General features: G+C 73.5%; 21 protein-coding genes. 8 read left to right on the top strand and 13 right to left on the bottom strand.

The window, feature by feature from the left end; genetic code table 11:
- Nucleotides 1-21: 21 nt before the first annotated feature.
- The 4 genes from E4T13_RS13530 to E4T13_RS13515 are packed head-to-tail and all read right to left on the bottom strand — an operon-like array spanning nt 22 to nt 2,925.
- Entirely contained in the window at nt 22-732 is a 711-nt protein-coding gene (locus tag E4T13_RS13530) for a 1-acyl-sn-glycerol-3-phosphate acyltransferase (protein WP_137178820.1), read from the bottom strand.
- Entirely contained in the window at nt 729-1,316 is a 588-nt protein-coding gene (locus E4T13_RS13525) for a YdcF family protein (protein WP_240791119.1), read from the bottom strand. The genes E4T13_RS13530 and E4T13_RS13525 overlap by 4 nt, the downstream gene beginning before the upstream one ends.
- A complete protein-coding gene (locus tag E4T13_RS13520; protein WP_137178819.1) occupies nt 1,313-2,185 on the bottom strand; it encodes an FtsX-like permease family protein in 873 nt (290 codons plus the stop codon). The genes E4T13_RS13525 and E4T13_RS13520 overlap by 4 nt, the downstream gene beginning before the upstream one ends.
- Before the next feature lie 8 nt (nt 2,186-2,193).
- On the bottom strand, nt 2,194-2,925 hold the full coding sequence (locus E4T13_RS13515; protein WP_137178818.1) for a cell division ATP-binding protein FtsE: 732 nt from the start codon (nt 2,923-2,925) through the stop codon (nt 2,194-2,196).
- Nucleotides 2,926-3,045: 120 nt separating this feature from the next.
- Between E4T13_RS13515 and E4T13_RS13510 the strand changes: the two genes are divergently transcribed.
- The 3 genes from E4T13_RS13510 to E4T13_RS13500 all read left to right on the top strand — a co-directional run bounded on the left by E4T13_RS13510 (nt 3,046) and on the right by E4T13_RS13500 (nt 4,862).
- Nucleotides 3,046-3,537, top strand: coding sequence for a zinc-ribbon domain-containing protein (locus E4T13_RS13510; protein ID WP_137178817.1), 492 nt, complete (start codon nt 3,046-3,048; stop codon nt 3,535-3,537).
- A 28-nt stretch (nt 3,538-3,565) separates the two neighbouring features.
- The gene (locus E4T13_RS13505) at nt 3,566-3,991 is read left to right on the top strand and encodes a CoA-binding protein (RefSeq protein WP_137178816.1); all 426 of its coding nucleotides are present in this window, start codon (nt 3,566-3,568) and stop codon (nt 3,989-3,991) included.
- 160 nt (nt 3,992-4,151) lie between these two features.
- Nucleotides 4,152-4,862 (top strand): DUF2076 family protein, encoded by a 711-nt coding sequence (locus tag E4T13_RS13500; RefSeq protein WP_137178815.1) that lies wholly within the window; start codon nt 4,152-4,154, stop codon nt 4,860-4,862.
- 41 nt (nt 4,863-4,903) lie between these two features.
- Here the strand turns inward: E4T13_RS13500 and E4T13_RS13495 are convergent, their stop codons facing one another.
- Genes E4T13_RS13495 through E4T13_RS13465 form a run of 7 tightly spaced genes read right to left on the bottom strand, consistent with a single transcriptional unit; the run spans nt 4,904 to nt 10,294 of the window.
- Entirely contained in the window at nt 4,904-6,508 is a 1,605-nt protein-coding gene (locus tag E4T13_RS13495; RefSeq protein ID WP_137178814.1) for a complex I subunit 5 family protein, read from the bottom strand.
- Nucleotides 6,505-7,983: a complex I subunit 5 family protein gene (locus E4T13_RS13490; protein WP_240791118.1), complete on the bottom strand. Its 1,479-nt coding sequence runs from the start codon at nt 7,981-7,983 to the stop codon at nt 6,505-6,507. Before E4T13_RS13490 ends, E4T13_RS13495 begins: the two co-directional genes overlap by 4 nt.
- Entirely contained in the window at nt 7,980-8,312 is a 333-nt protein-coding gene (locus E4T13_RS13485) for an NADH-quinone oxidoreductase subunit K (protein WP_137178813.1), read from the bottom strand. Before E4T13_RS13485 ends, E4T13_RS13490 begins: the two co-directional genes overlap by 4 nt.
- Nucleotides 8,309-9,256, bottom strand: coding sequence for a hydrogenase subunit MbhD domain-containing protein (locus tag E4T13_RS13480; protein WP_137178812.1), 948 nt, complete (start codon nt 9,254-9,256; stop codon nt 8,309-8,311). Before E4T13_RS13480 ends, E4T13_RS13485 begins: the two co-directional genes overlap by 4 nt.
- Nucleotides 9,253-9,540 (bottom strand): monovalent cation/H(+) antiporter subunit G, encoded by a 288-nt coding sequence (locus tag E4T13_RS13475; protein ID WP_137178811.1) that lies wholly within the window; start codon nt 9,538-9,540, stop codon nt 9,253-9,255. Before E4T13_RS13475 ends, E4T13_RS13480 begins: the two co-directional genes overlap by 4 nt.
- The gene (locus E4T13_RS13470; protein ID WP_137178810.1) at nt 9,537-9,797 is read right to left on the bottom strand and encodes a monovalent cation/H+ antiporter complex subunit F; all 261 of its coding nucleotides are present in this window, start codon (nt 9,795-9,797) and stop codon (nt 9,537-9,539) included. Before E4T13_RS13470 ends, E4T13_RS13475 begins: the two co-directional genes overlap by 4 nt.
- Entirely contained in the window at nt 9,794-10,294 is a 501-nt protein-coding gene (locus E4T13_RS13465) for a Na+/H+ antiporter subunit E (RefSeq protein WP_137178809.1), read from the bottom strand. The genes E4T13_RS13470 and E4T13_RS13465 overlap by 4 nt, the downstream gene beginning before the upstream one ends.
- Before the next feature lie 105 nt (nt 10,295-10,399).
- Here E4T13_RS13465 and E4T13_RS13460 point away from each other — a divergent pair, with 105 nt between their 5' ends.
- From E4T13_RS13460 to E4T13_RS13450, 3 genes are all read left to right on the top strand, one after another.
- Nucleotides 10,400-11,275 carry a LysR substrate-binding domain-containing protein gene (locus tag E4T13_RS13460; protein ID WP_137178808.1) on the top strand — a complete coding sequence of 292 codons (876 nt, stop codon included), beginning with the start codon at nt 10,400-10,402 and terminating at the stop codon, nt 11,273-11,275.
- Nucleotides 11,276-11,347: 72 nt separating this feature from the next.
- The gene (wecB, locus tag E4T13_RS13455; RefSeq protein WP_240791117.1) at nt 11,348-12,529 is read left to right on the top strand and encodes a non-hydrolyzing UDP-N-acetylglucosamine 2-epimerase; all 1,182 of its coding nucleotides are present in this window, start codon (nt 11,348-11,350) and stop codon (nt 12,527-12,529) included.
- Nucleotides 12,526-13,698, top strand: a complete 1,173-nt coding sequence (locus E4T13_RS13450; RefSeq protein ID WP_206030171.1) for a nucleotide sugar dehydrogenase — start codon at nt 12,526-12,528, stop codon at nt 13,696-13,698. Before wecB ends, E4T13_RS13450 begins: the two co-directional genes overlap by 4 nt.
- A 45-nt stretch (nt 13,699-13,743) precedes the next feature.
- Here E4T13_RS13450 and glmS read toward each other — a convergent pair whose 3' ends face one another.
- On the bottom strand, nt 13,744-15,567 hold the full coding sequence (gene glmS / locus E4T13_RS13445; RefSeq protein WP_137178806.1) for a glutamine--fructose-6-phosphate transaminase (isomerizing): 1,824 nt from the start codon (nt 15,565-15,567) through the stop codon (nt 13,744-13,746).
- Nucleotides 15,568-15,777: 210 nt separating this feature from the next.
- On the opposite strand from glmS, the gene E4T13_RS13440 reads away from it, so the two are divergent.
- Both E4T13_RS13440 and E4T13_RS13435 read left to right on the top strand, forming a co-directional pair.
- On the top strand, nt 15,778-17,022 hold the full coding sequence (locus E4T13_RS13440) for an MFS transporter (protein WP_137178805.1): 1,245 nt from the start codon (nt 15,778-15,780) through the stop codon (nt 17,020-17,022).
- A 3-nt stretch (nt 17,023-17,025) separates the two neighbouring features.
- Nucleotides 17,026-17,673 carry a trimeric intracellular cation channel family protein gene (locus tag E4T13_RS13435; protein WP_240791116.1) on the top strand — a complete coding sequence of 216 codons (648 nt, stop codon included), beginning with the start codon at nt 17,026-17,028 and terminating at the stop codon, nt 17,671-17,673.
- Here E4T13_RS13435 and E4T13_RS13430 read toward each other — a convergent pair whose 3' ends face one another.
- Nucleotides 17,674-18,087: a hypothetical protein gene (locus E4T13_RS13430; RefSeq protein ID WP_137178804.1), complete on the bottom strand. Its 414-nt coding sequence runs from the start codon at nt 18,085-18,087 to the stop codon at nt 17,674-17,676.
- Between the last annotated feature and the right edge of the window lie 4 nt (nt 18,088-18,091).

The following is an 18,091-nucleotide window of genomic DNA, read 5'->3' as shown; positions in this document are numbered from 1 at the left end:
TCGCCCCCCAGTGCCGCGCCCTCAGGGTTCCGCCAGCAGCCGCTCGCTTTCCGTCTCGATGGCCTCCTCGAGTGCCGGCAGGAGACGCGCGCGCGGCAGGCGGGGCGGCAGCGGCGGCAGCACGGAGATTCGGATGACCCCTGGCCGCTTGTGGAAGGCGCGCCGGCCCCAGACGCGCCCGCTGTCGGTCGCTACCGGGATCACCGGCGCGTCGGACGCGCCGGCAATGGCGACCACGCCCGGCTGATACGGCACGCGCTTGCCCGGCGCGGTGCGGGTGCCCTCGGGGAAGATCACCACTTGCCGTCCTTCGGCCAGCGCCGCCTGTGCCGCGCGCAGCATGCTCCGCAGCGCGGGCCCGCCGCCGCTGCGGTCCACCGGGATCATCCTGGCGCGCCGGGCATGCCAGCCATAGAGCGGGATGGAGAGAAGCTCCTTCTTCAGCACGTAGGCGGTGTCGGGCAGCAGGGCGAGCCAGACGATGGTGTCGAAGGCCGATTGGTGCTTCGCCACGATCACCGACGCGCCCGGCGGGATGTGCTCCATGCCCCGCAGTTCGAGCCGCACGCCGCAGATAGCCCGCAGCAGCACGATCACGCCGCGCGCCCAGAGGCGCATCAGCCGCATCATCGCGCTGCGCGGCGCCAGCAGCAGCGGCAAGCCGGCGACGGTGAGGATTGCCGTCAGCGCGAAGAAGGCCGCGTTGAACAGCAGCGAGCGGAGGAAGATCATGAGCGCGCTGTCTCGCGCGCCGGCAGCAGCGCGCCAAGACCTGTCGCCGCCGCGCCGAGCTTCGCGTATTCCAGCGCCAGCAGCCACGCGCGGCGGCTGGCGGAGAGCGCGGGCGGCGCCACCGGGTTCGGCAGCAGCACGACCTCCGGCATCGCCCGGCGCAGTTCCAGCATCGCACGTGGCAGGTGGTAGTCGGCGGTGACGACGCGGAGCGACCGCAGCCCATGCGCCCGCGCCCAGGCCGCCGTCTCCACGGCATTGCCCGTGGTGGTGGCTGCGGCATGGCCGAGATCCACCTTTCCGGCCAGCGCGGTGGGCTGGCGCCCATTGGCCCGCGCCAGCGCCGCCAGCGTCAGCCCCGGGGCCGCGCCGGAGATCAGCAGACGTGGTGCGGCGCCGTTCTCCAGCAGGGCAAGGCCCGCCTCCACCCGCCCCCCGCCGCCGGTCAGCACGACGATGCCGTCGGTCCGCCGCCCCGGCTCCGCCCGCGCCTGATGCGCCGCCTGAAGGAACCACAGGAAGCCCAGGCCGAGCAGCAGCAGCACCGCCAGCGGCGGCAGGATCCAGCGCAGCCAGGACCTCACGGCAGGCGCCTCAGCCAGCGGCGCACGGTGGCCTGGGCGGTGCCCCAGCCCACCAGGAAGGCGAAGGGCGGCACGGCGGCCAGGGCTGGCCAGGGCAGCAGCGCCCAGGATTGCGCCATGCCCCCCGTGCCGGCGCCGATCCAGGGTGCGGCGAGGTCGGCCAGAAGGGCCAGCGCCGGCACCGCCGCGATCGTGCCGGCCAGCGCGCCGCCGGCGGCGAGCAGGCCGAGGCGCCGCGCGAAGCGGCCGGCGATGTAGCGGTCCTCCGCGCCCAGCCCGTGCAGCACCTCGACCGCATCGCGTCGCGCGGCGAGGCCGGCGCGGGTCGCCACCGCGACGACGGCGGCGGCAACCGCCGCGACCAGCGCCAGGATCACCCAGGACAGGCCCTGCAGGCTGCGCGCCAGCGCCGCGAGGCGCTGCACCCAGAGGCCGTGCGCCTCGATCACGGCGCCCGGCACGCTGGCCGCCAGGCGATCGCCGATCAGCACGGGATCGACGCTGGTGTCGCGCAGCCGCACCTCGATCACGGCCGGCAGCGGCAGGCCCGCGCTGCCGCCGAGCCAGGGGCGCAGCAGCTCGGCCAGGCGTTCCTGGTCCATGGCGCTTGCCTCCGACACCTCTGGCATGCGGCGCAGCGCGGCGATGGCGCGCTCCACCCGCGCCGCGTCGGAATCCGGCAACTGCACCGTGACGGCTGCGGCGGCGCCGCGCTGCCATCGCTCGGCCAGCGCGGCTGCGCCCTGCGCACCGGCGACGGCCAGTGCCGCCAGCAGCGCCATCGCCGCGACCAGGCCGGGCAGCAGCCAGCCTGCCAGGGCGCGGCGCAGCCCGAGCGGGTCGCGCGAATAGCGGGCACGCCTAGCCATGCGCGGGACTACTCAAGCGCACCGTCATCCTCCGGCCAGGCATCCAGGCCGCGTGCGTTGTCGGGGTCGTGCAGCCTTCCCTCATGCAGGAACAGCGAGGGCGCCGGGAAGCGCGCCACCAGCTCCTCGTCGTGACTGGCGACGACCACGGTGGTGCCGAGTCGGTTCATCTCCCGCAGCAGCGCCAGCAGGCGGCGCGCCTGCCGCGTATCCAGGTTGCCGGTGGGCTCGTCGGCCACCAGCAACTCCGGCCGGTGCACCACGGCGCGGGCGATGGCGATCCGTTGCTGCTCGCCCCCGGAGAGCTCGAGCGGAGAGGATTGCGCCTTCGCTTCCAGCCCGACCCAGCGCAGCATCTCCGACACATCGGCCCGCAGCGAGGCTTCCGCGCGCCCCGCCAGGCGCAGCGGCAGCGCGACGTTGTCGAAGACGGACAGGTAGGGCAGCAGCCGGAAATCCTGGAACACGACGCCGATGCGCCGCCGCACCGGCGGCAGCGCGTCGCGCGGGGCGCGGGCGAGTCGCAGCCCCAGCACCTCCACCTCGCCGCGCGTCGGGCGCAGCGCGAGATGCATCAGCCGCAGCACCGAGGACTTGCCGGCGCCGGACGCGCCGAGCAGCCAGGTGAAGGAGCCGCGTGGCAACGCGAAGGTGATGTCGGTGAGCGCTTCCGGCCCCCATGCGCCGCGCAGGGGACCGCCGCCGGGATAGCGCAGGCCGACCGCCTCGAAGCGGATCATGCGGCCTGTCTGCCCCGTGCCGCCCCGCCCGCCAAGAGGCGATCGCGCAGCACCGCCGCACCGGGCTTCGGCACGCGGGTCATTGCGCCTTTGCGCCGCGCCGATCACATTCGGTCTCCGATGCGTATCGCCTGTCCGAACTGCTCGGCCGAATACGAGGTGCCGGAGTCGCTGCTCACCGGCGGCGCCCGGCTGTTGCGCTGCGCCCGCTGCGGCCATCAGTTCGAGGCCAGGCCGGCCGAGGCGCCGCCGCCCGCACCCGCCCTCCCGCCGGCGGCCGCCGGGGAACCGCCGGTCGCGCAGCCCGCGCCCGAGCCCCCCCCGGCGCCCGAGCCCCCGGCGCCGGAGCCACCGCCGGAGCCGCCCGCGCCGCGGCCCCCCCCCTTGGCGGAGCGCCGCCCGCCGCCCGCCCCGCTGCCGCCGATCGAGCCCCCGGTTCGGCCCGACGCGCCGGAACCTGCGCGGCGCACCGGCGCTTCGCTGGCACTGGCCTGGGCGATTTCGCTCGGCGTGCTCGGCGCGGCGGGCTGGGCGACCTTCGAATACCACGCGGAGATCGTCGAGGCCTGGCCGCCGGCAGCGCGGGTCTACCAGGCCTTCGGGATGCGATAGGGCGGCCTTTGCCGCGAAAGGACGAAGCGTGGACGAGGACGCGACCATCCGCGACCTGCTGCTGTCGACGCGCCGGATCGCGGTGGTCGGCGCCTCCGACCGGCCGGACCGGCCGAGCCACGGCGTCTTCGGCTTCCTGCTTGCGCGTGGCTACGACGCCGTGCCGGTGAACCCGACGCTCGCCGGGCGGGAGATCCATGGACGCGCGGCGCTGGCCGGGCTGGAGCAGGCGAAGCCGCTGGACATGGTGGACGTGTTCCGCCGCAGCAGCCTCGCCGGGGCGGTGATGGACGAGGCGGTGCGACTCGGTGCGCGCTCCGTCTGGCTGCAGCTGGGCGTGGTGGACGCGGCGGCGGCGGCGCGGGCGCGCGCGGCCGGGGTGATCGTGGTGATGGACCGCTGCCCGGTGATCGAATGGCGGCGGCTCGGCCTGCCGCCGCGGATCTCCGCCTGATCCGTTGCGGATCGTCACGCGGCCGACGCTTGAAAAGCCCCTTGGGGTGGGCCACGTTCCGGCCTACATGAACAGTCGGTAAGGTTGCGCGGGCGCCTTGCCGACCCGACCCGCCCGCGATCCCAGGCCGCACGGCCAGTGAAGAGGACATCTGACGACGATGACCGACGAGGAACGCCGGATCATCACCAGCTTCGTGGAGCGGGTGAGCGGCGCCGCCGGCGCGGCGCCGGCCCGCCCGGCCTCGCCCTGGGGCGCGCTGGGCGGCGGCGCGCAGCCGGCGCAGCCCCCGCTGCCGCCCGTGGACCCCGAGGCCGACCGGCTGATCGCCGACCTCATGGCCCGCTACCCGGAGGCGCGCTACCGCCTGACCCAGATGGCCTTCGTGCAGGAGGCCGCGCTGGTGGAGATGCAGAATCGCATCCAGCAGCTGGAGTGGGAGAAGGAGAACGCTACGCGCCAGGGCCAGGCCGCGCAGAATCGCGGCATGCTCGGCGGCCTGTTCGGTGGCGGCGGCCGTCCAGCGGCGATGCCGCCCCGGCCGCAGCCGCAGTATCCGCCCGGCTACAACCCGGCGGCGATGCAGCGCGGCGGCTCGGGCTTCCTCGGCACCGCGATGATGACGGCGGTGGGTGTCGCCGGCGGCATGATGCTGGGCAATGCGCTGATGTCGGCCTTCTCGGGCGGCGGCGCGGCGGAGGCGGCGACAGCCGGCGCCTTCGGCCAGGATGCGGTGCCGACCTCCTCGCCCTGGACCGATCCGGGCGCGGCGCCGGCCGACGATGCCGCGGCCTATGACCAGGGCGGCGGCTACGGTCAGGACGATGCCGGCGCCTATGACGATGGCGGCGGCTACGACGAGGAGATCTGATCCGCGTTCCCCTCCCCCGCGCAGGCGGGGGAGGGGTTCGGTCAGCTTCGCGCCGCGGCCATCGCGGCGATCAGTGCGAGCACCACGCCGAGCAGCGACAGACCCGCGGCCGGCCAGGGCCTGAACAGCATCTCGAAGCGCAGGATGGCGCGGCCCAGGGCCTCGCGCGGGGCGGCGCCGCGCTTCGCCAGCACCAGCAAATCGCCTTCCGGCAGCGCCGGCACCCGGTCCGCCCAGCGCATCCACGGCCAGGACAGCGCCGCGCCGAGCAGCACGGGCGCGATCGCCGCCATGCTCCACATCTTTCCCGCATCGGCGCCAACCATCGGCAGCAGCGCCCAGGGCAGCAGCAGTGCCGCGCCGCCCAGGCCGAGCCAGGGCCACAGCAGTCCGGGCGCGGGGCGCGCGGCGTGGCCCTCGCCGGCCGCCTCCGTCACGCGCCGCACGAAGTGCAGCATCAGCAGCGTCGAGCCGAAGGCCGACAGCGCCGCGCACCAGGCGGCGAGGCCGGCGCCGAGCTCGTCCTTCACTGCCGCCTTGGCCAGCGCGCCGCCGGTGGGCGGCAGCCCGCCGAAGCCGAGCGCCAGCAGCAGCGCCAGCGGCAGCACCCAGCGCCGCGATTCGCGGCCGCTGGCCAGCGCCACGCCGACGCCGAGGAACAGCGCGCCCTTCGCCAGCATGTGGTGCAGCGCGTAGAAGGCCGCGTGCAGCCCGCCATCGGCGATGCCGAGCACGATGCCCATGCCGAGCACCGCACCGACGACGCCCATCTGGCTGACGGTGGAATAAGCCAGCACGGTCTTCGGATTGCGCTGCGTCAGCCCCGCGGCCACGCCCCAATAGGCCGTCAGGAAGCCGATCACCGTCAGGGCCATGCCCCAGCCGGCCGGTGCGCCGTCATCCGGCAGGAAGCGGATCAGCCCGATCACGCCGGCCTTCACGATCACGCCGCTCAGCACCGCGGAGGCCGGCATCGGCGCGGCGGGATGCGCGACCGGCAGCCAGACATGCAGCGGCACCAGCCCCATCTTCAGCCCGAAGCCGAGCACCAGCAGCAGCGCCGTGATGTGCCCGCCCGGATAGGTGGCGAGCGGCGGCACGACATCGGCGATGGCGATAGAGTCGCCCGGCGCCGCGGTGGCCAGCAGGGCGAAGCCGAGCAGCAAGGCGATCTCGCCGAGCACCGCCAGGAACAGGTAGAGCGCGCCGGCGCGCACCGCCGCCGCCGTGCCGTCCTGCACCACGAGGCCGAAGCCGGCGAGGCTCGCGACCGCGAAGGCGAGGTAGAAGCTGCCGAGGTCGCCGGCGATGAAGACACCGAGGCTGCCGGATTGCGTCAGCAGCCACCAGGCGGCGAAGCGCGGCTGGTCGCCGAGATAGGCGCGCGCGTAGAGCCCCGCCGCACCCCAGAGCAGCGCCGCGCCGCCGAGCAGCAGCGCGCCGGGCGCATCGAGCAGCAGCGTCAGGCGCAACCCGCCGGCATCCGCCACCAGCGGCGGCACATGGCCGAGGAGCAGCGCGACAAGCAGCGCGGGCAGCGGCGCCGCCCAGAGCAACCTCTGCACCGTCGCGCGCACCTTCGGCCAGGCGAGCGCGAACAGCATCGCCAAGGGTGCGAGCGGCGCGAGAACGAGCAAGAAACTCATGGCGCGCCCACGCGCACGAGGCCGAAGGCGTAGAGCGGCAGCACGCCGAGCAGCATCGAGGCGACAGCGAGCGCCAGCACGCAATACTCCTGCGCCCGCGGCACGGGCCGCGCCATGCAGCCCGGCGCCGGCGCCGACAGCGCGGCGGCGACGATGCGATACACGTAGCCGCCGGTCAGCAGCCCGCCCGCGAGGATCACCAGTGACCACCACCACTGCCCGGTCTCGACCGAGGCGCGCAGCAGCAGCCATTTCGCGCTGAAGCCGCCGCTGGGCGGCAGGCCCATGAGCGACAGGCCGCCGAGCGCGAAGGCGATGACGGTGACCGGCATGGCGCGCGCCGCGCCGCCGAGCGCATTCACGCGGTCATGCCCGAGCGAGGCCGCGACCAGCCCGGCGCCGAGGAACATCGCGGCCTTGGCGAGCGCATGGGAAATCGCCTGCAGCACGCCGCCGAGCCAGGCGCGGGAGGCGGTCTCGGCATCCGCCGCGGCGAGCAGCGGGAACATCAGGAACAGGTAGCCCATCTGCGCGACGGTCGAATACGCGACGAGCAGCTTCAGCCGCTCCTGCCGCAGCGCGACGACGCTGCCGACGACGATGGCGGTCGCGCCGAGTGCCGCCAGCACCGAGGCGCCGCCGAGCACGAAGGGCGCGGGCAGCACCCAGAACCACAGGCGCAGCAGCAGCACGAAGGCGCCCTTCACGACCAGGCCCGACAGCAGCGCCGAAGCCGCGGCCGGCGCGCCGGCATGCGCGGGCGGCAGCCAGAGATGCAGCGGAAACAGCGCCATCTTGGCGATGAGCCCCGCCGTCATCAGCGCGCCCGCCACCATGGTCGGCGCATCGGCCCGCGTGCGCCCCGCCAGCAGCGCGATGTCGAGCGTGCCATAGGCGCCGTAGAGCAGCCCGGTGCCGAGCAGGTACAGCACGGATCCGATCAGCGCGAAGAGAAGGTAGCGCAGCTCCGACTTGAACTGGCTCGGGCGGCCGTCGAGGCAGGCGAGCGCCAGCGCGGTGAAGGTCAGCATCTCCAGCGCGACGAAGAGGTTGAACAGGTCGCCGCCGAGGAACGCCGCGGCGAGGGACGCGGCCAGCGCCGGTACGAAGCACCAGAAGGCGTAGGCGGCGCGACTCTCCGGCGCACCGCGCGGTGTGTCGTAGGGCGTGCGGCCGAACAGCGCGACCGCGAGCAGCACGACGGCGCCGGTCAGCAGCATCGCGGCGGAAAGCCCATCGGCGCGCAGCGCCATGCCGAGCGGCGGCTGCCAGCCGCCGATCACATAGGAGAGCGGCGCGCCGCCGGACTGCACCTGCGCCGCAATGGCAAAGGCGATCACCAGCCACAGCCCCAGCGCCGCCAGGCTGATGGTGCGCGCATGCCGCCCGCCCGCCACGAAGGCGAGCAGCATGGCGCCCGCCGGCAGCGTCAGCGCCATCACCAGCAGCCAGCCGCCTTGCGTCGTCGCGGTCACGGCTCCGATGCCGTGCGTTCGGGCGGATCCTCGGCGACGGTCGCCGCGCCGGCGATCTGGTAGAGGCGCAGCGTCAGCACCAGCGCGAGCGCGGTGGCGGCGAAGGCGACGACGAGGCCGGTGATGACCATGGCCTGCGGCACGGGATCGCCGCCGAGGCCGGCCGCGGCGCCGCGCCGCGCCACCACGCCGAACAGCAGGAAGACGCCGGCGCCGAGCAGGTTGAAGGCGATGATCTTGCGCAGCACCTCGGCCTGCGCGACCAGGCCATACAGCCCGATGGCAACCAGGCCGCAGGCGGCGAGCGCCAGGATGTCGGTGCCCGTCATGCGCGGCGCCTGCGCTCCGGCGGGCCGGCGATGAGGCAGGCCAGCGCGGCCGCGACGGAGAGCGTCATCGCCGCCTCGATCAGCAGGATCAGCGGCTTCGCGAAGCCGGCGGGATAGGCCAGGAAGCCGTCGGCGATCAGGAAGCCCGCCAGCCCGACGCCGAGGAACGTCAGCGGCCCGATGGCGATCATCAGCCTGAGGCGCCAATCGGTGACAGAAGGCGGCCGCGCCAGCCCCGCGATCCAGGGCAGCACCCACATCGCGGCCAGGATCGTGCCGCCCTGGAACTTGCCGCCGGGCGCATCGGTGCCGACCCAGGCGATGTAGATGCCGATGACGATGCCGACCGGCGGGAGGATGCGCGCGAGCAGCGAGAGCGGCCCGTGATCCGCACGGGGGAAGACCGGGCCGGGCGCGCCGCCCCAGCGATGGTCCGCCGCCATGGACCAAACGGCCAGCACGGCGAAGACCAGCACGATCGCCTCCAGCAGCGTGTCCAGGCCGCGATGCGCCATCAGCACCGCGGAGACCGGGTTGCCGAGGCCGAGCGGCGCGGTGCCGGCGAGCGCCGCCTCGGCCAGGCTCGGCGCGGGATCGGGCAGGTTCAGCACGCCCCAGGCCAGCAGCCCCCCGACCGCCAACGCAAGCAGGGCGGCCAGGATTCGCTGCACCGGGTTGGGCGTCGCCGCAGAAATCTCCGCCTCCCCGCCGCGCAGCCGCGCGACGACATAGAGGATGATGACGCCTGTGGCGCCCGCACCGATCGCGGCTTCGGTCAGCGCGACATCCACTGCGCCGAGCCGCACCCAGACCAGCGTCAGCAGCAGCCCCGTGGCGACGAAGCCGATCACCGCGGCGAAGGCCGTGCGCGCGAGCAGCGTCCAGGCTGCGGTGCCGAGCACGGCGAGCGCGAGCAGCAGATCGAGCAGCAGGCCGGCGTTCAACGCTCGTCCCTCGCCGCGGCCGCGCCGATCAATTGCGCGGCGGTCGCGCCGCCGATCAGCACCAGCGCCCAGATCAGCACCAGCTTCAGCGCCGCGCCCAGGCTCGGCGCCAGCGGCAGCAGGCCGAGGACGATGAGCCCGAGCCCGAGATTGTCCGCCTTGGTCAGCGCATGCACCCGGCTCAGCGTGTCGGGGAAACGGATCAGCCCCGCCGTGCCGGCGACGAAGAAGAACACGCCGGCCAGGACGCAGAGCGTGCTGAAGGCGCCGATGACGAGGCTCATCGGCCTATCAGCCGCGCGGCCATGACGAAGGCGACCGAGGTGAAGGCGCCGAGCAGCGCGAGCAGCAGCGCAACATCCAGGATCGCCGCGCTGCCAGAGGCGCCGGCCACCAGCAGCAGCGCCGCGATGCCGCCGGTGCAGAGAAGCTGCGCCGCCATCAGACGGTCCGCGCGGCGCGGCCCGCGCAGCACGCGCCACAAGCCGGCCAGCACCGTCAGCAGCACCAGCACGGCGGCGGCGAGCAGGATCTCCGTCATGGCTTCGCGCCCAGCGCGGCGGCGACGTCCCGCTCCGTCCTGGCCAGCGCGGCCGCATGCGGCTCGCGCATGTCCAGCACATGCAGGCGCAGCGTGCCCTGGCCGCTTTCCAGCGGCAGCGCGCCGGGGGCGAGGCTGGCCAGCAGCCGGAATCCGTCCTGCGCCGCGCCCGGCGGCAGGTGCAGCGGCACCGCGACATCGCCAGGGGCCAGCCGCATGTCGCGCGCCAGCGCCCGCCGCGCGATGTCCCAGCCCGCCAGCACGCTCTGCCGCAGCACCCCCGCGATCACCCGCGCCAGGGCGGCCGGCGAGATCCGGGCCGTTGCCGGCGGCAGCAGCGCCAGGCTCGCCCAGGTGCCGAGCCCGGCCGCCAGCAGCCCGAAGCCGAGTCCGAGGAGATTCGGTCCCGCCACCACGAGCCACAGGGCGAACAGCGCCGCGCCGCGCAGCAGAGCGGCGGAGAATGGCGTCGGACTCGGCGGGTCGGGGTCGGGCACGGCGGCATACTACCCATCCTGGCTTGCCTGGGCGTCGCAAGACTGTGCCCTGCGTGCCCGCACGGCGCTTGATCCGCGCGGCCGTTGCGCGGCATCTGCTGCGCGATGCGGCTGCCGGACCTCGATCTCGACCTGTTGCGCTGCTTCGTCCTGGTGGCGGAGACGCGGGGCTTCACCGCGGCGGGCGATGCGCTGGGCCTGACGCAATCCGCCGTCAGCCTGCGGGTGAAGCGGCTGGAGGAGGTGGTGCGCCACCCGCTCTTCGATCGCACCACCCGGACCGTGTCCCTGACGCGGGAAGGCGAGGTTCTGTTGGGCTATGCCCGCCGCCTGCTGGCACTGAACGACGAGGCGGTGCGGCGGCTGGCGGCGCCGCCGGTGGCGGGGCGGCTGCGGCTCGGCGTTGCCGACCATTTCGTGCCGCGCAGCCTGGCGCCCATCCTGGCCCGCTTTGCCCGCACCTATCCTGAGGTCCGGCTGGAGGTGGAGGTCGGGCGCAGCCACGAGCTCCGCGCCAAGCAGTCCACGGGCGGGCTCGACCTGGTGCTGGGCAAGCGCCGCGATGGCGAGACGGCGGGCACGCCGATCTGGACCGAGCAGGTGGTCTGGGCCGCGGCGCCGGATTGGACGCCGCCGGTGGATCGCCCGCTGCCGCTGGCGCTGCTGCCGGAGGGCTGCCTGTTCCGCGAACGCGCGCTGGCCGCGCTGGGCCGGGCGGGCCTCGCCTTCGAGACGGTGTTCACCTGCGACAGCCTGCTCGGCCTGGCGGCTGCGGCGCAGGCGGGATTCGCGCTGACCGTGCTCGGGCGGTCAGGCTTCCCGCCGGGGCTGGTGGAGGCGCAGGGCCTGCCGGAGCTCGGCGTGGTCGAGATGGCGGTATTCGGCGATCCCGCCGGGCGGCATCAGGTCGTGGCGCCGCTGATCGGCTTCATCCGGGACAGCCTGATCGGCACAAAGCAAGAACAATCAATTTCAGGTTGAATTGCAGGCAAGGCTGAATCACCCTCGCGGGAGGATGCCGCATAGCGTTTCAGGGTGGGCGAGCGCGCCTCGATGAGCCTGCAATCCGGTTGCGCCGGCCTGCGGGTGATGCTCGTGCTCGGCACGCGCCCCGAGGCGATCAAGATGCTGCCCGTGCTGGATGCGCTGCGCGCTCGGCCGGGCTTCGCGCCGTTCCTGCTCTCCACCGGCCAGCATCGGGAGATGCTGGACCAGACGCTGGCAGCCTTCGGGGCGGCGGCCGACCAGGACCTTGGCGTGATGACGCCGGGGCAGCCGCCGGCGTTGCTGTTCTCCCGCATCCTGCTCGGCGTGACGGAGGTTCTGGGGCGGGAGAAGCCCGACCTGGTCCTGGTGCATGGCGACACCACCACCGCGATGGCCGCGGCGCTGGCCGCCTTCTACGCGCGCGTGCCGATCGGCCATGTGGAGGCCGGCATGCGCTCCTGCGACCTGGCGCGGCCCTTCCCGGAGGAGTTGAACCGGGTGGTGGTGGACGCGATGGCGACGCTGCGATTCGCGCCGACGGAGGCGGCGGCGGCGAATCTCCGTCGTGAATACGGCGCGCGCGGCCATGTCCTCGTCACCGGCAACACCGGCATCGACGCGCTGATGGGGATGGCGATGCGGCTTGCCACGGATCGCGCCCTGTCAGCCCGGGTGGAGGCGATGCTTCCCCCGCTCGACCCCGTGCGGCGCCTGCTGGTGGTGACGGCGCATCGGCGCGAGAGCTTCGGGCGCGGCCTTGATGCGCTGTGCGACGCGCTGGCGCGCATCGCCGTACGCGGCGATGTCGAGATCGTCTGGCCGCTGCACCGCAATCCCGCGGCGCGCGGCGCGGCACTGCGGCGGCTGCGCAGCGTGCCCGGCATCCACTTGGTCGAGCCGCTGGACTACGCCGGGATGGTCTGGCTGATGTGCCGCGCCACCCTGCTGCTGACCGACAGCGGCGGGTTGCAGGAGGAAGGCCCGGCACTGGGCAAGCCGGTGCTGGTGCTGCGCGACGTGACGGAGCGGCCGGAGGCGGTGGCCACGGGCGTGGCGAAGTTGGTCGGCACCGATCCGCGCGCGATCCGGGGCGAGGTCGCGCGGCTGCTGGACGACGGGGTCGCCTATGCCGCCATGGCACGGCATGTCTTCCCCTATGGCGATGGCACCGCGGCGGCAAGGATCGTGGACGCGATCGCGGCATGGGCCGGCTCGCACCGGGTAACGGCGGCGCGGAGTGCGGCGTGAGCCGCGTCTGCGTGCATGGCCTCGGGCATGTGGGGCTGCCGACGGCGGCGCTGCTGGCGCTGGCCGGGCATCCCGTGACGGGGCACGACATCGCGCCCGCCCTCGTCGCGCGCGTCAACGCCGGCGCCTCGGGCTTTGCGGAGCCGGGGCTGGATGCGCTGCTGGCGCGCGTGATCGGCTCCGGCGCGCTGCGTGCCACCACCTGCCCGGCGACGGCCGAGGTCCACATCATCGCCGTGCCGACGCCGCTGGCCGCGGATCGTCGCGCCGATCTCTCCGCCGTGTGGCAGGTCGCGGCCGCCATCGCGCCGCTGCTGCGCGGCGAGGAACTGGTGATCCTGGAAAGCACCGTGCCGGTCGGCACGACCGAAGCGCTGGCGGCGCGCCTGCCGCCGGGTGTCGCGGTGGCGCATGTGCCCGAACGCGTCCTGCCGGGACGCGCGCTGCAGGAACTCGTGCACAACGACCGCGTCGTGGGCGGCCTGGACCAGGCGGCGGCGTCCCGCGCCGCGACGCTCTACCGCGCCTTCGTCCGCGGTGCGCTGGTGGAGACGGATGCGCGCACGGCGGAACTCGTGAAGCTGGCGGAGAACGCCTATCGCGACGTGAACATCGCCTTTGCCAACGAGCTGGCGGCGATCTGCGAACGGGTCGGCGTGGAGGCGCGGCACGCCATCGCGCTGGCGAACCGCCATCCGCGCGTGAATATCCTTTCGCCCGGCACCGGCGTGGGCGGCCATTGCATCCCGGTGGACCCTTGGTTCCTGGCGCAGGCGGCGCCGGAGGATTCCGTGCTGATCCGCGCGGCGAGGTCGGTGAACGATGCGGTGCCGCAGCGCGTGCTGGCGCAGATCCGCGCCGCCTGCGCGCGCTTCCCGGCGCCGCGCGTGGCCTGCCTCGGCCTGGCCTACAAGCCGGATGTGGAGGATGTGCGCGAAAGCCCGGCGATGGCCGTGGCGCAGGCGCTGCTGGCCGATGGTCTTCCGGTCGTTGTGAGCGACCCGTTCGTCAGCGAGGTGCCGCAGGGCGCGGTGCGGCGGGAGGCGGCGGAGGCGATCGCAGGGGCGGATGTGGTGGCGGTGCTGGTGCCGCACACGGTGTTCCGCGCGCTGGATTCACGACTTTTCGCGGGCAAAGCGGTGGTGGATCCGGTCGGTCTGCTAGGGTGATTTTGTCGTTCGCTGCCTCGCATGCGGCGCGAACGCCCGAAAGAATCACTCCACCGTCACGCTCTTGGCGAGGTTCCGGGGCTGGTCCACGTCGGTGCCCTTCAGAACGGCCACGTGATACGCCAGCAGCTGCACGGGAATGGCGTGCAGGATCGGCGTGGAGAAGGCGCCGACGGTCGGCAGCTCGATTACATGCTCGGCGAAGCGGCGCAGCGCCGGGGCGCCCTGCGCATCGGTGAACGCCATCACGCGGCCGCCGCGCGCCGCGGCTTCCTGCAAATTGCTGCAGGTCTTCTCGAAGAGCGGGCCGCTGGGGCACAGCGCGATGACCGGCACGGCGGAATCGATCAGCGCGATGGGCCCATGCTTCATCTCGCCGGCGGCATAGCCCTCGGCGTGGATGTAGCTGATCTCCTTCAGCTTGAGCGCGCCTTCCAGCGCGATCGGGAAGAGGCTGCCGCGGCCCAGGAACAGCACGTCCCGTGCCTTCGCGACTTCGGCGGCGAGCGCGCGGATCTCGGCGTCGCGCTCCAGGATTTCCGCGGCGAAGGAGGGCACCGAGAGCAGCGCCTGGGTCAGCCGCCCCTCATCCACCTGCGAGATCTGCTTGCGCGCGCGCCCGAAGCCCACGGCCAGGCAGGCGAGCACCGCAAGCTGCGCCGTGAAGGCCTTGGTGGAGGCGACGCCGACCTCCGGTCCCGCCACCGTCAGCAGCGCGGCGTCGGAGGCGCGCGCCATCGTGCTTTCCGGCACGTTGACGATGGAGAGCACCTTCTGCCCGCCCTCCTTCAGCAGCCTGAGCGCCGCCATCGTGTCCGCCGTCTCGCCGGACTGGGAGACGAGGATCGCGGCGCCGCCTTCGGGCAGCGGCGGGTCGCGGTAGCGCAGCTCGCTGGCGACGTCGGCGTCGCAGGGGATGCGCGCCAGCTTCTCGATCCAGTAGCGGCCGACATGCGCGGCGAGGAAGGCGCTGCCGCAGGCGGTCAGCGTCAGCCTCGGCACCTTCGCGGGATCGAAGGGCAGGCGCGGCAGCCGCACTTCCAGCGTGCCGGGGTCGAGATACTGGCGCAGCGTGTCGCCGAGCACCGCCGGGTGCTCGTGCAGCTCCTTCTCCATGAAGTGGCGGTAGTTGCCCTTTCCCACCGCGGCGCCGGAGACGGCGGTCTGCACGATGGCGCGTTCCACCGGCGCATCGGCGGCGTCGAAGAACTTCGCGCCCTCCTCCGTGATGACGACCCAGTCGCCTTCCTCGAGATAGGCGATGCGGCGCGTCAGCGGGGCCAGGGCCAGTGCGTCGGAGCCCAGGAACATCTCGCCCTCGCCAAAGCCGACGGCGAGTGGCGCGCCCTGTCGGGCGCCGAGCAGCAGACGGCCATGGCCGGCGAAGACCGCGGCGATGGCGAAGGCGCCATGCACCCGCTTGAGCGTGGCGCCGAAGGCGGCGACCGGGTCCATGCCATCGGCCAGGTGCTTGTCCAGCAGGCGGACGAAGGTCTCGGTGTCGGTCTCGGTCTCGAACAGGGCGCCCTGCGATTCCAGCTCGGCGCGGAGCTCGGCGTGGTTCTCGATGATGCCGTTGTGCACCACGGCGACGCGGCTGGTCGCGTGCGGATGGGCGTTGCGCTCGGTCGGCGCGCCATGCGTGGCCCAGCGGGTGTGGCCGATGCCGGTCGTGCCGTTGAGCGGCGTGCGTTCCAGCACGCCGGCCAGGTTGCCGAGCTTGCCCTCGGCGCGCCGGCGGTCGATGCCGTCGGGCACCAGCGTGGCGATGCCCGCGCTGTCATAGCCCCGGTATTCCAGGCGCCGCAGCGCATCCAGTAGCAAAGGGGCGGCCGAGGCGCGGCCGATCACTCCGACGATCCCGCACATGCGGTGCTGTCTCCTTGTCTGCGGTCGGCCGCAACCACCTTACATTAACCGTAATGCCCTTCCGGCGGAATGCGGCGTTGCAGCAGAACCCGGTCACAGCCTGTTTCCCGATCTTGCGCGACGCATGGCTGCCCGGCGCGGCTTCGCATTGACCCGCCACGGCCCGAGGCGCAGCCTTCCCGGCCTCCGCCCCGCAGGAGCCCTGCCGGCATGGTTGCAGCCCCGACGCCCGAACGGGCGCAAGATCCCGCACCGGCCGGGCGTGATGCCCGCATCCTGACGCTGATCGGCACGGGGCATTTCCTCAGCCATTTCTACATCCTCTGCCTGCCGCCCCTGTTCCTGGTGTGGCGGGATGAGTTCGACGTTTCCTATGCCGAACTGGGCCTTGCCGTTGCGTTGATGAGCGCGGTAACGGCGGCGCTGCAGACCCCGGTGGGCTTCCTGGTGGACCGGCACGGCGCCCGGCCCTTCCTGGTGGGCGGCGTGCTGCTGATGGGCCTGTCCATCGCGGCCATGGCTTTCGCGCCCGGCTACTGGGCGATCCTGCTGCTCGCGCTGCTCTCGGGCGTGGGCAATTCCGTGATCCACCCGGCGGACTACGCCATCCTCGGCGCCTCGATCGACAAGTCGCGGATCGGGCGGGCCTTCGCGCTGCATACCTTCACCGGCAACCTGGGCTTCGCCTTCGGCCCGCCGACCGTCGCGGCGATGCTGCTGGTGATGGACTGGCGGCCGGCGCTGCTGATCCTGGGCCTGATCGGCGTGCCGGTGGCAGGCGCCATCCTGTGGCAGAGCCGCATCCTGCAGGACCAGGTGAAGGCCAAGGATCGCGGCCCGCAGCCGAGCGGGCGTGAGTTGCTGCTCTCCCGCCCCATCCTGCTGTTCTTCGGCTTCTTCCTGCTCTCGGCGATGGCCGGCACGGCGATCCAGGCCTTCTCCATCACGGTGCTGGGCAAGCTCTGGGGCACGCCGGTCGCCGTCGCCTCGCTTGCGCTGACCGGCTACATGGTGGGGGCCACGGGCGGCACGCTGGTCGGCGGCTGGTTCGCGGACCGCTCCACGCGGCACTTCGCCTTCATCGTGGGCCTGACCTTCGCCGCGGCGGCGCTGCTGATGGCGCTTGGCACGGTGCCGCTGCCGGAGTGGATGATCCCGCTGGTCGCCGCCGCAGCCGGGCTTGCGATGGGCGCATCGCGCACGCCGCGCGACGTGATGCTGAAGGAAGCCGTGCCGCCGGGGCAGATGGGCAAGGTGTTCGGCTTCGTCTCCTCCGGCCTGCCGCTGGGCGGCGCGATCACCCCGGTGCCCTTCGGCTTCCTGATCGATATGGGCCTGGCCTGGATGGTGCTGCCGCTGACCGCGGCGCTGCTGCTGGCTTCGTTGCTCTGCATGGGCGGCGCGGCCGAGGCGGCGCGGCGCGCCCCGCCGGTGGCGCCGCTGCCGGCGGAGTAGCGCTTGGACGCGCTGGATGCGGCGCTTCGGCTGCTGGACTGGATCGGCATCGCCGCCTTCGCCGCCTCCGGCGCGCTCGTGGCCAGCCGCAAGCAGATGGACGCCGTCGGCTTTATGCTGATCGCCTGCGTCACCGGCTTTGGCGGGGGCACCATGCGCGACCTGCTGCTGGGCCGCACGCCGGTGTTCTGGCTGGCGCATCCGGAACTGCTGGCGATCGCCGCCGCCGCGGCGCTGGTGGTGTTCTTCACGGCTCATCTCGTCGAAAGCCGCTTCCGCGCCCTGCTCTGGGTGGATGCCGTCGGCATGGCGCTCTACGCGGTGATCGGGGCCGAGATCGCGCTGATCGCGGGCGCCGATCCCTGGGCCGCGGTGCTGCTGGGCGTGGTGACTGCGACGGCGGGCGGCATCCTGCGCGACGTGATCTGCAACGAGCTGCCGCTGATCCTGCGGCGGGAGATCTACATCACGGCCGCCGCCGCCGCCGCGGTGACCTATGTGGCGCTGCGCCTGGCGCCGCTGCCGCGCGACGTGGCGCTGGTTTCCGGCATCCTGATCGGCTTCGCGATCCGGGCGGCGGCGATCGCGCGGGGTTGGTCGCTGCCGGCGTACAAGTCCCGCCCCGCGCGGGACTATCCCGACCGCCGCTGATCAGGCGCAGCGACCGGCGGCGTCCGGCGCGTCGAAGCCTTCGAACTCGGCCTCGTGCGGGGCCGCCTCGACCCAGAGCAGGCGCTGCGCGCCAGGCAGGATGCGCGCCTCCCCGGCGATCAGGCGGCTACTGTCCAGCGCGGAGACGCGCCGGTAGCGCAGCGAGGCGCCGTCCGGCCCGAGTTGCCAGTCGCGCACCGGAAGGGTGCGGCAGAACAGCAGCAGCCGCACCGCCATCTGGCCCGTGCCGTCCTGCGTCAGCAGCAGGCGCGCGGCGCCGCCATCGCCGCGCAGCCGCGCGGTGCGGCCGATCCAGTCACGGAAGGGCGGAACCGGGAGCGGCGCGGCCTTCGCGATGCCGGGCAGGGCCAGCATCGGCACGGCGAGCACCGAGCGGCGCGCGAGATGCATCATGGCA

It is taken from the genome of Roseomonas sp. AR75 (assembly GCF_005222815.1).
In the GTDB taxonomy this organism is placed as follows: domain Bacteria; phylum Pseudomonadota; class Alphaproteobacteria; order Acetobacterales; family Acetobacteraceae; genus Falsiroseomonas.
Note: the sequence above shows the minus strand (reverse complement) of the source record. Positions and strands in the feature narration are given on the sequence as shown.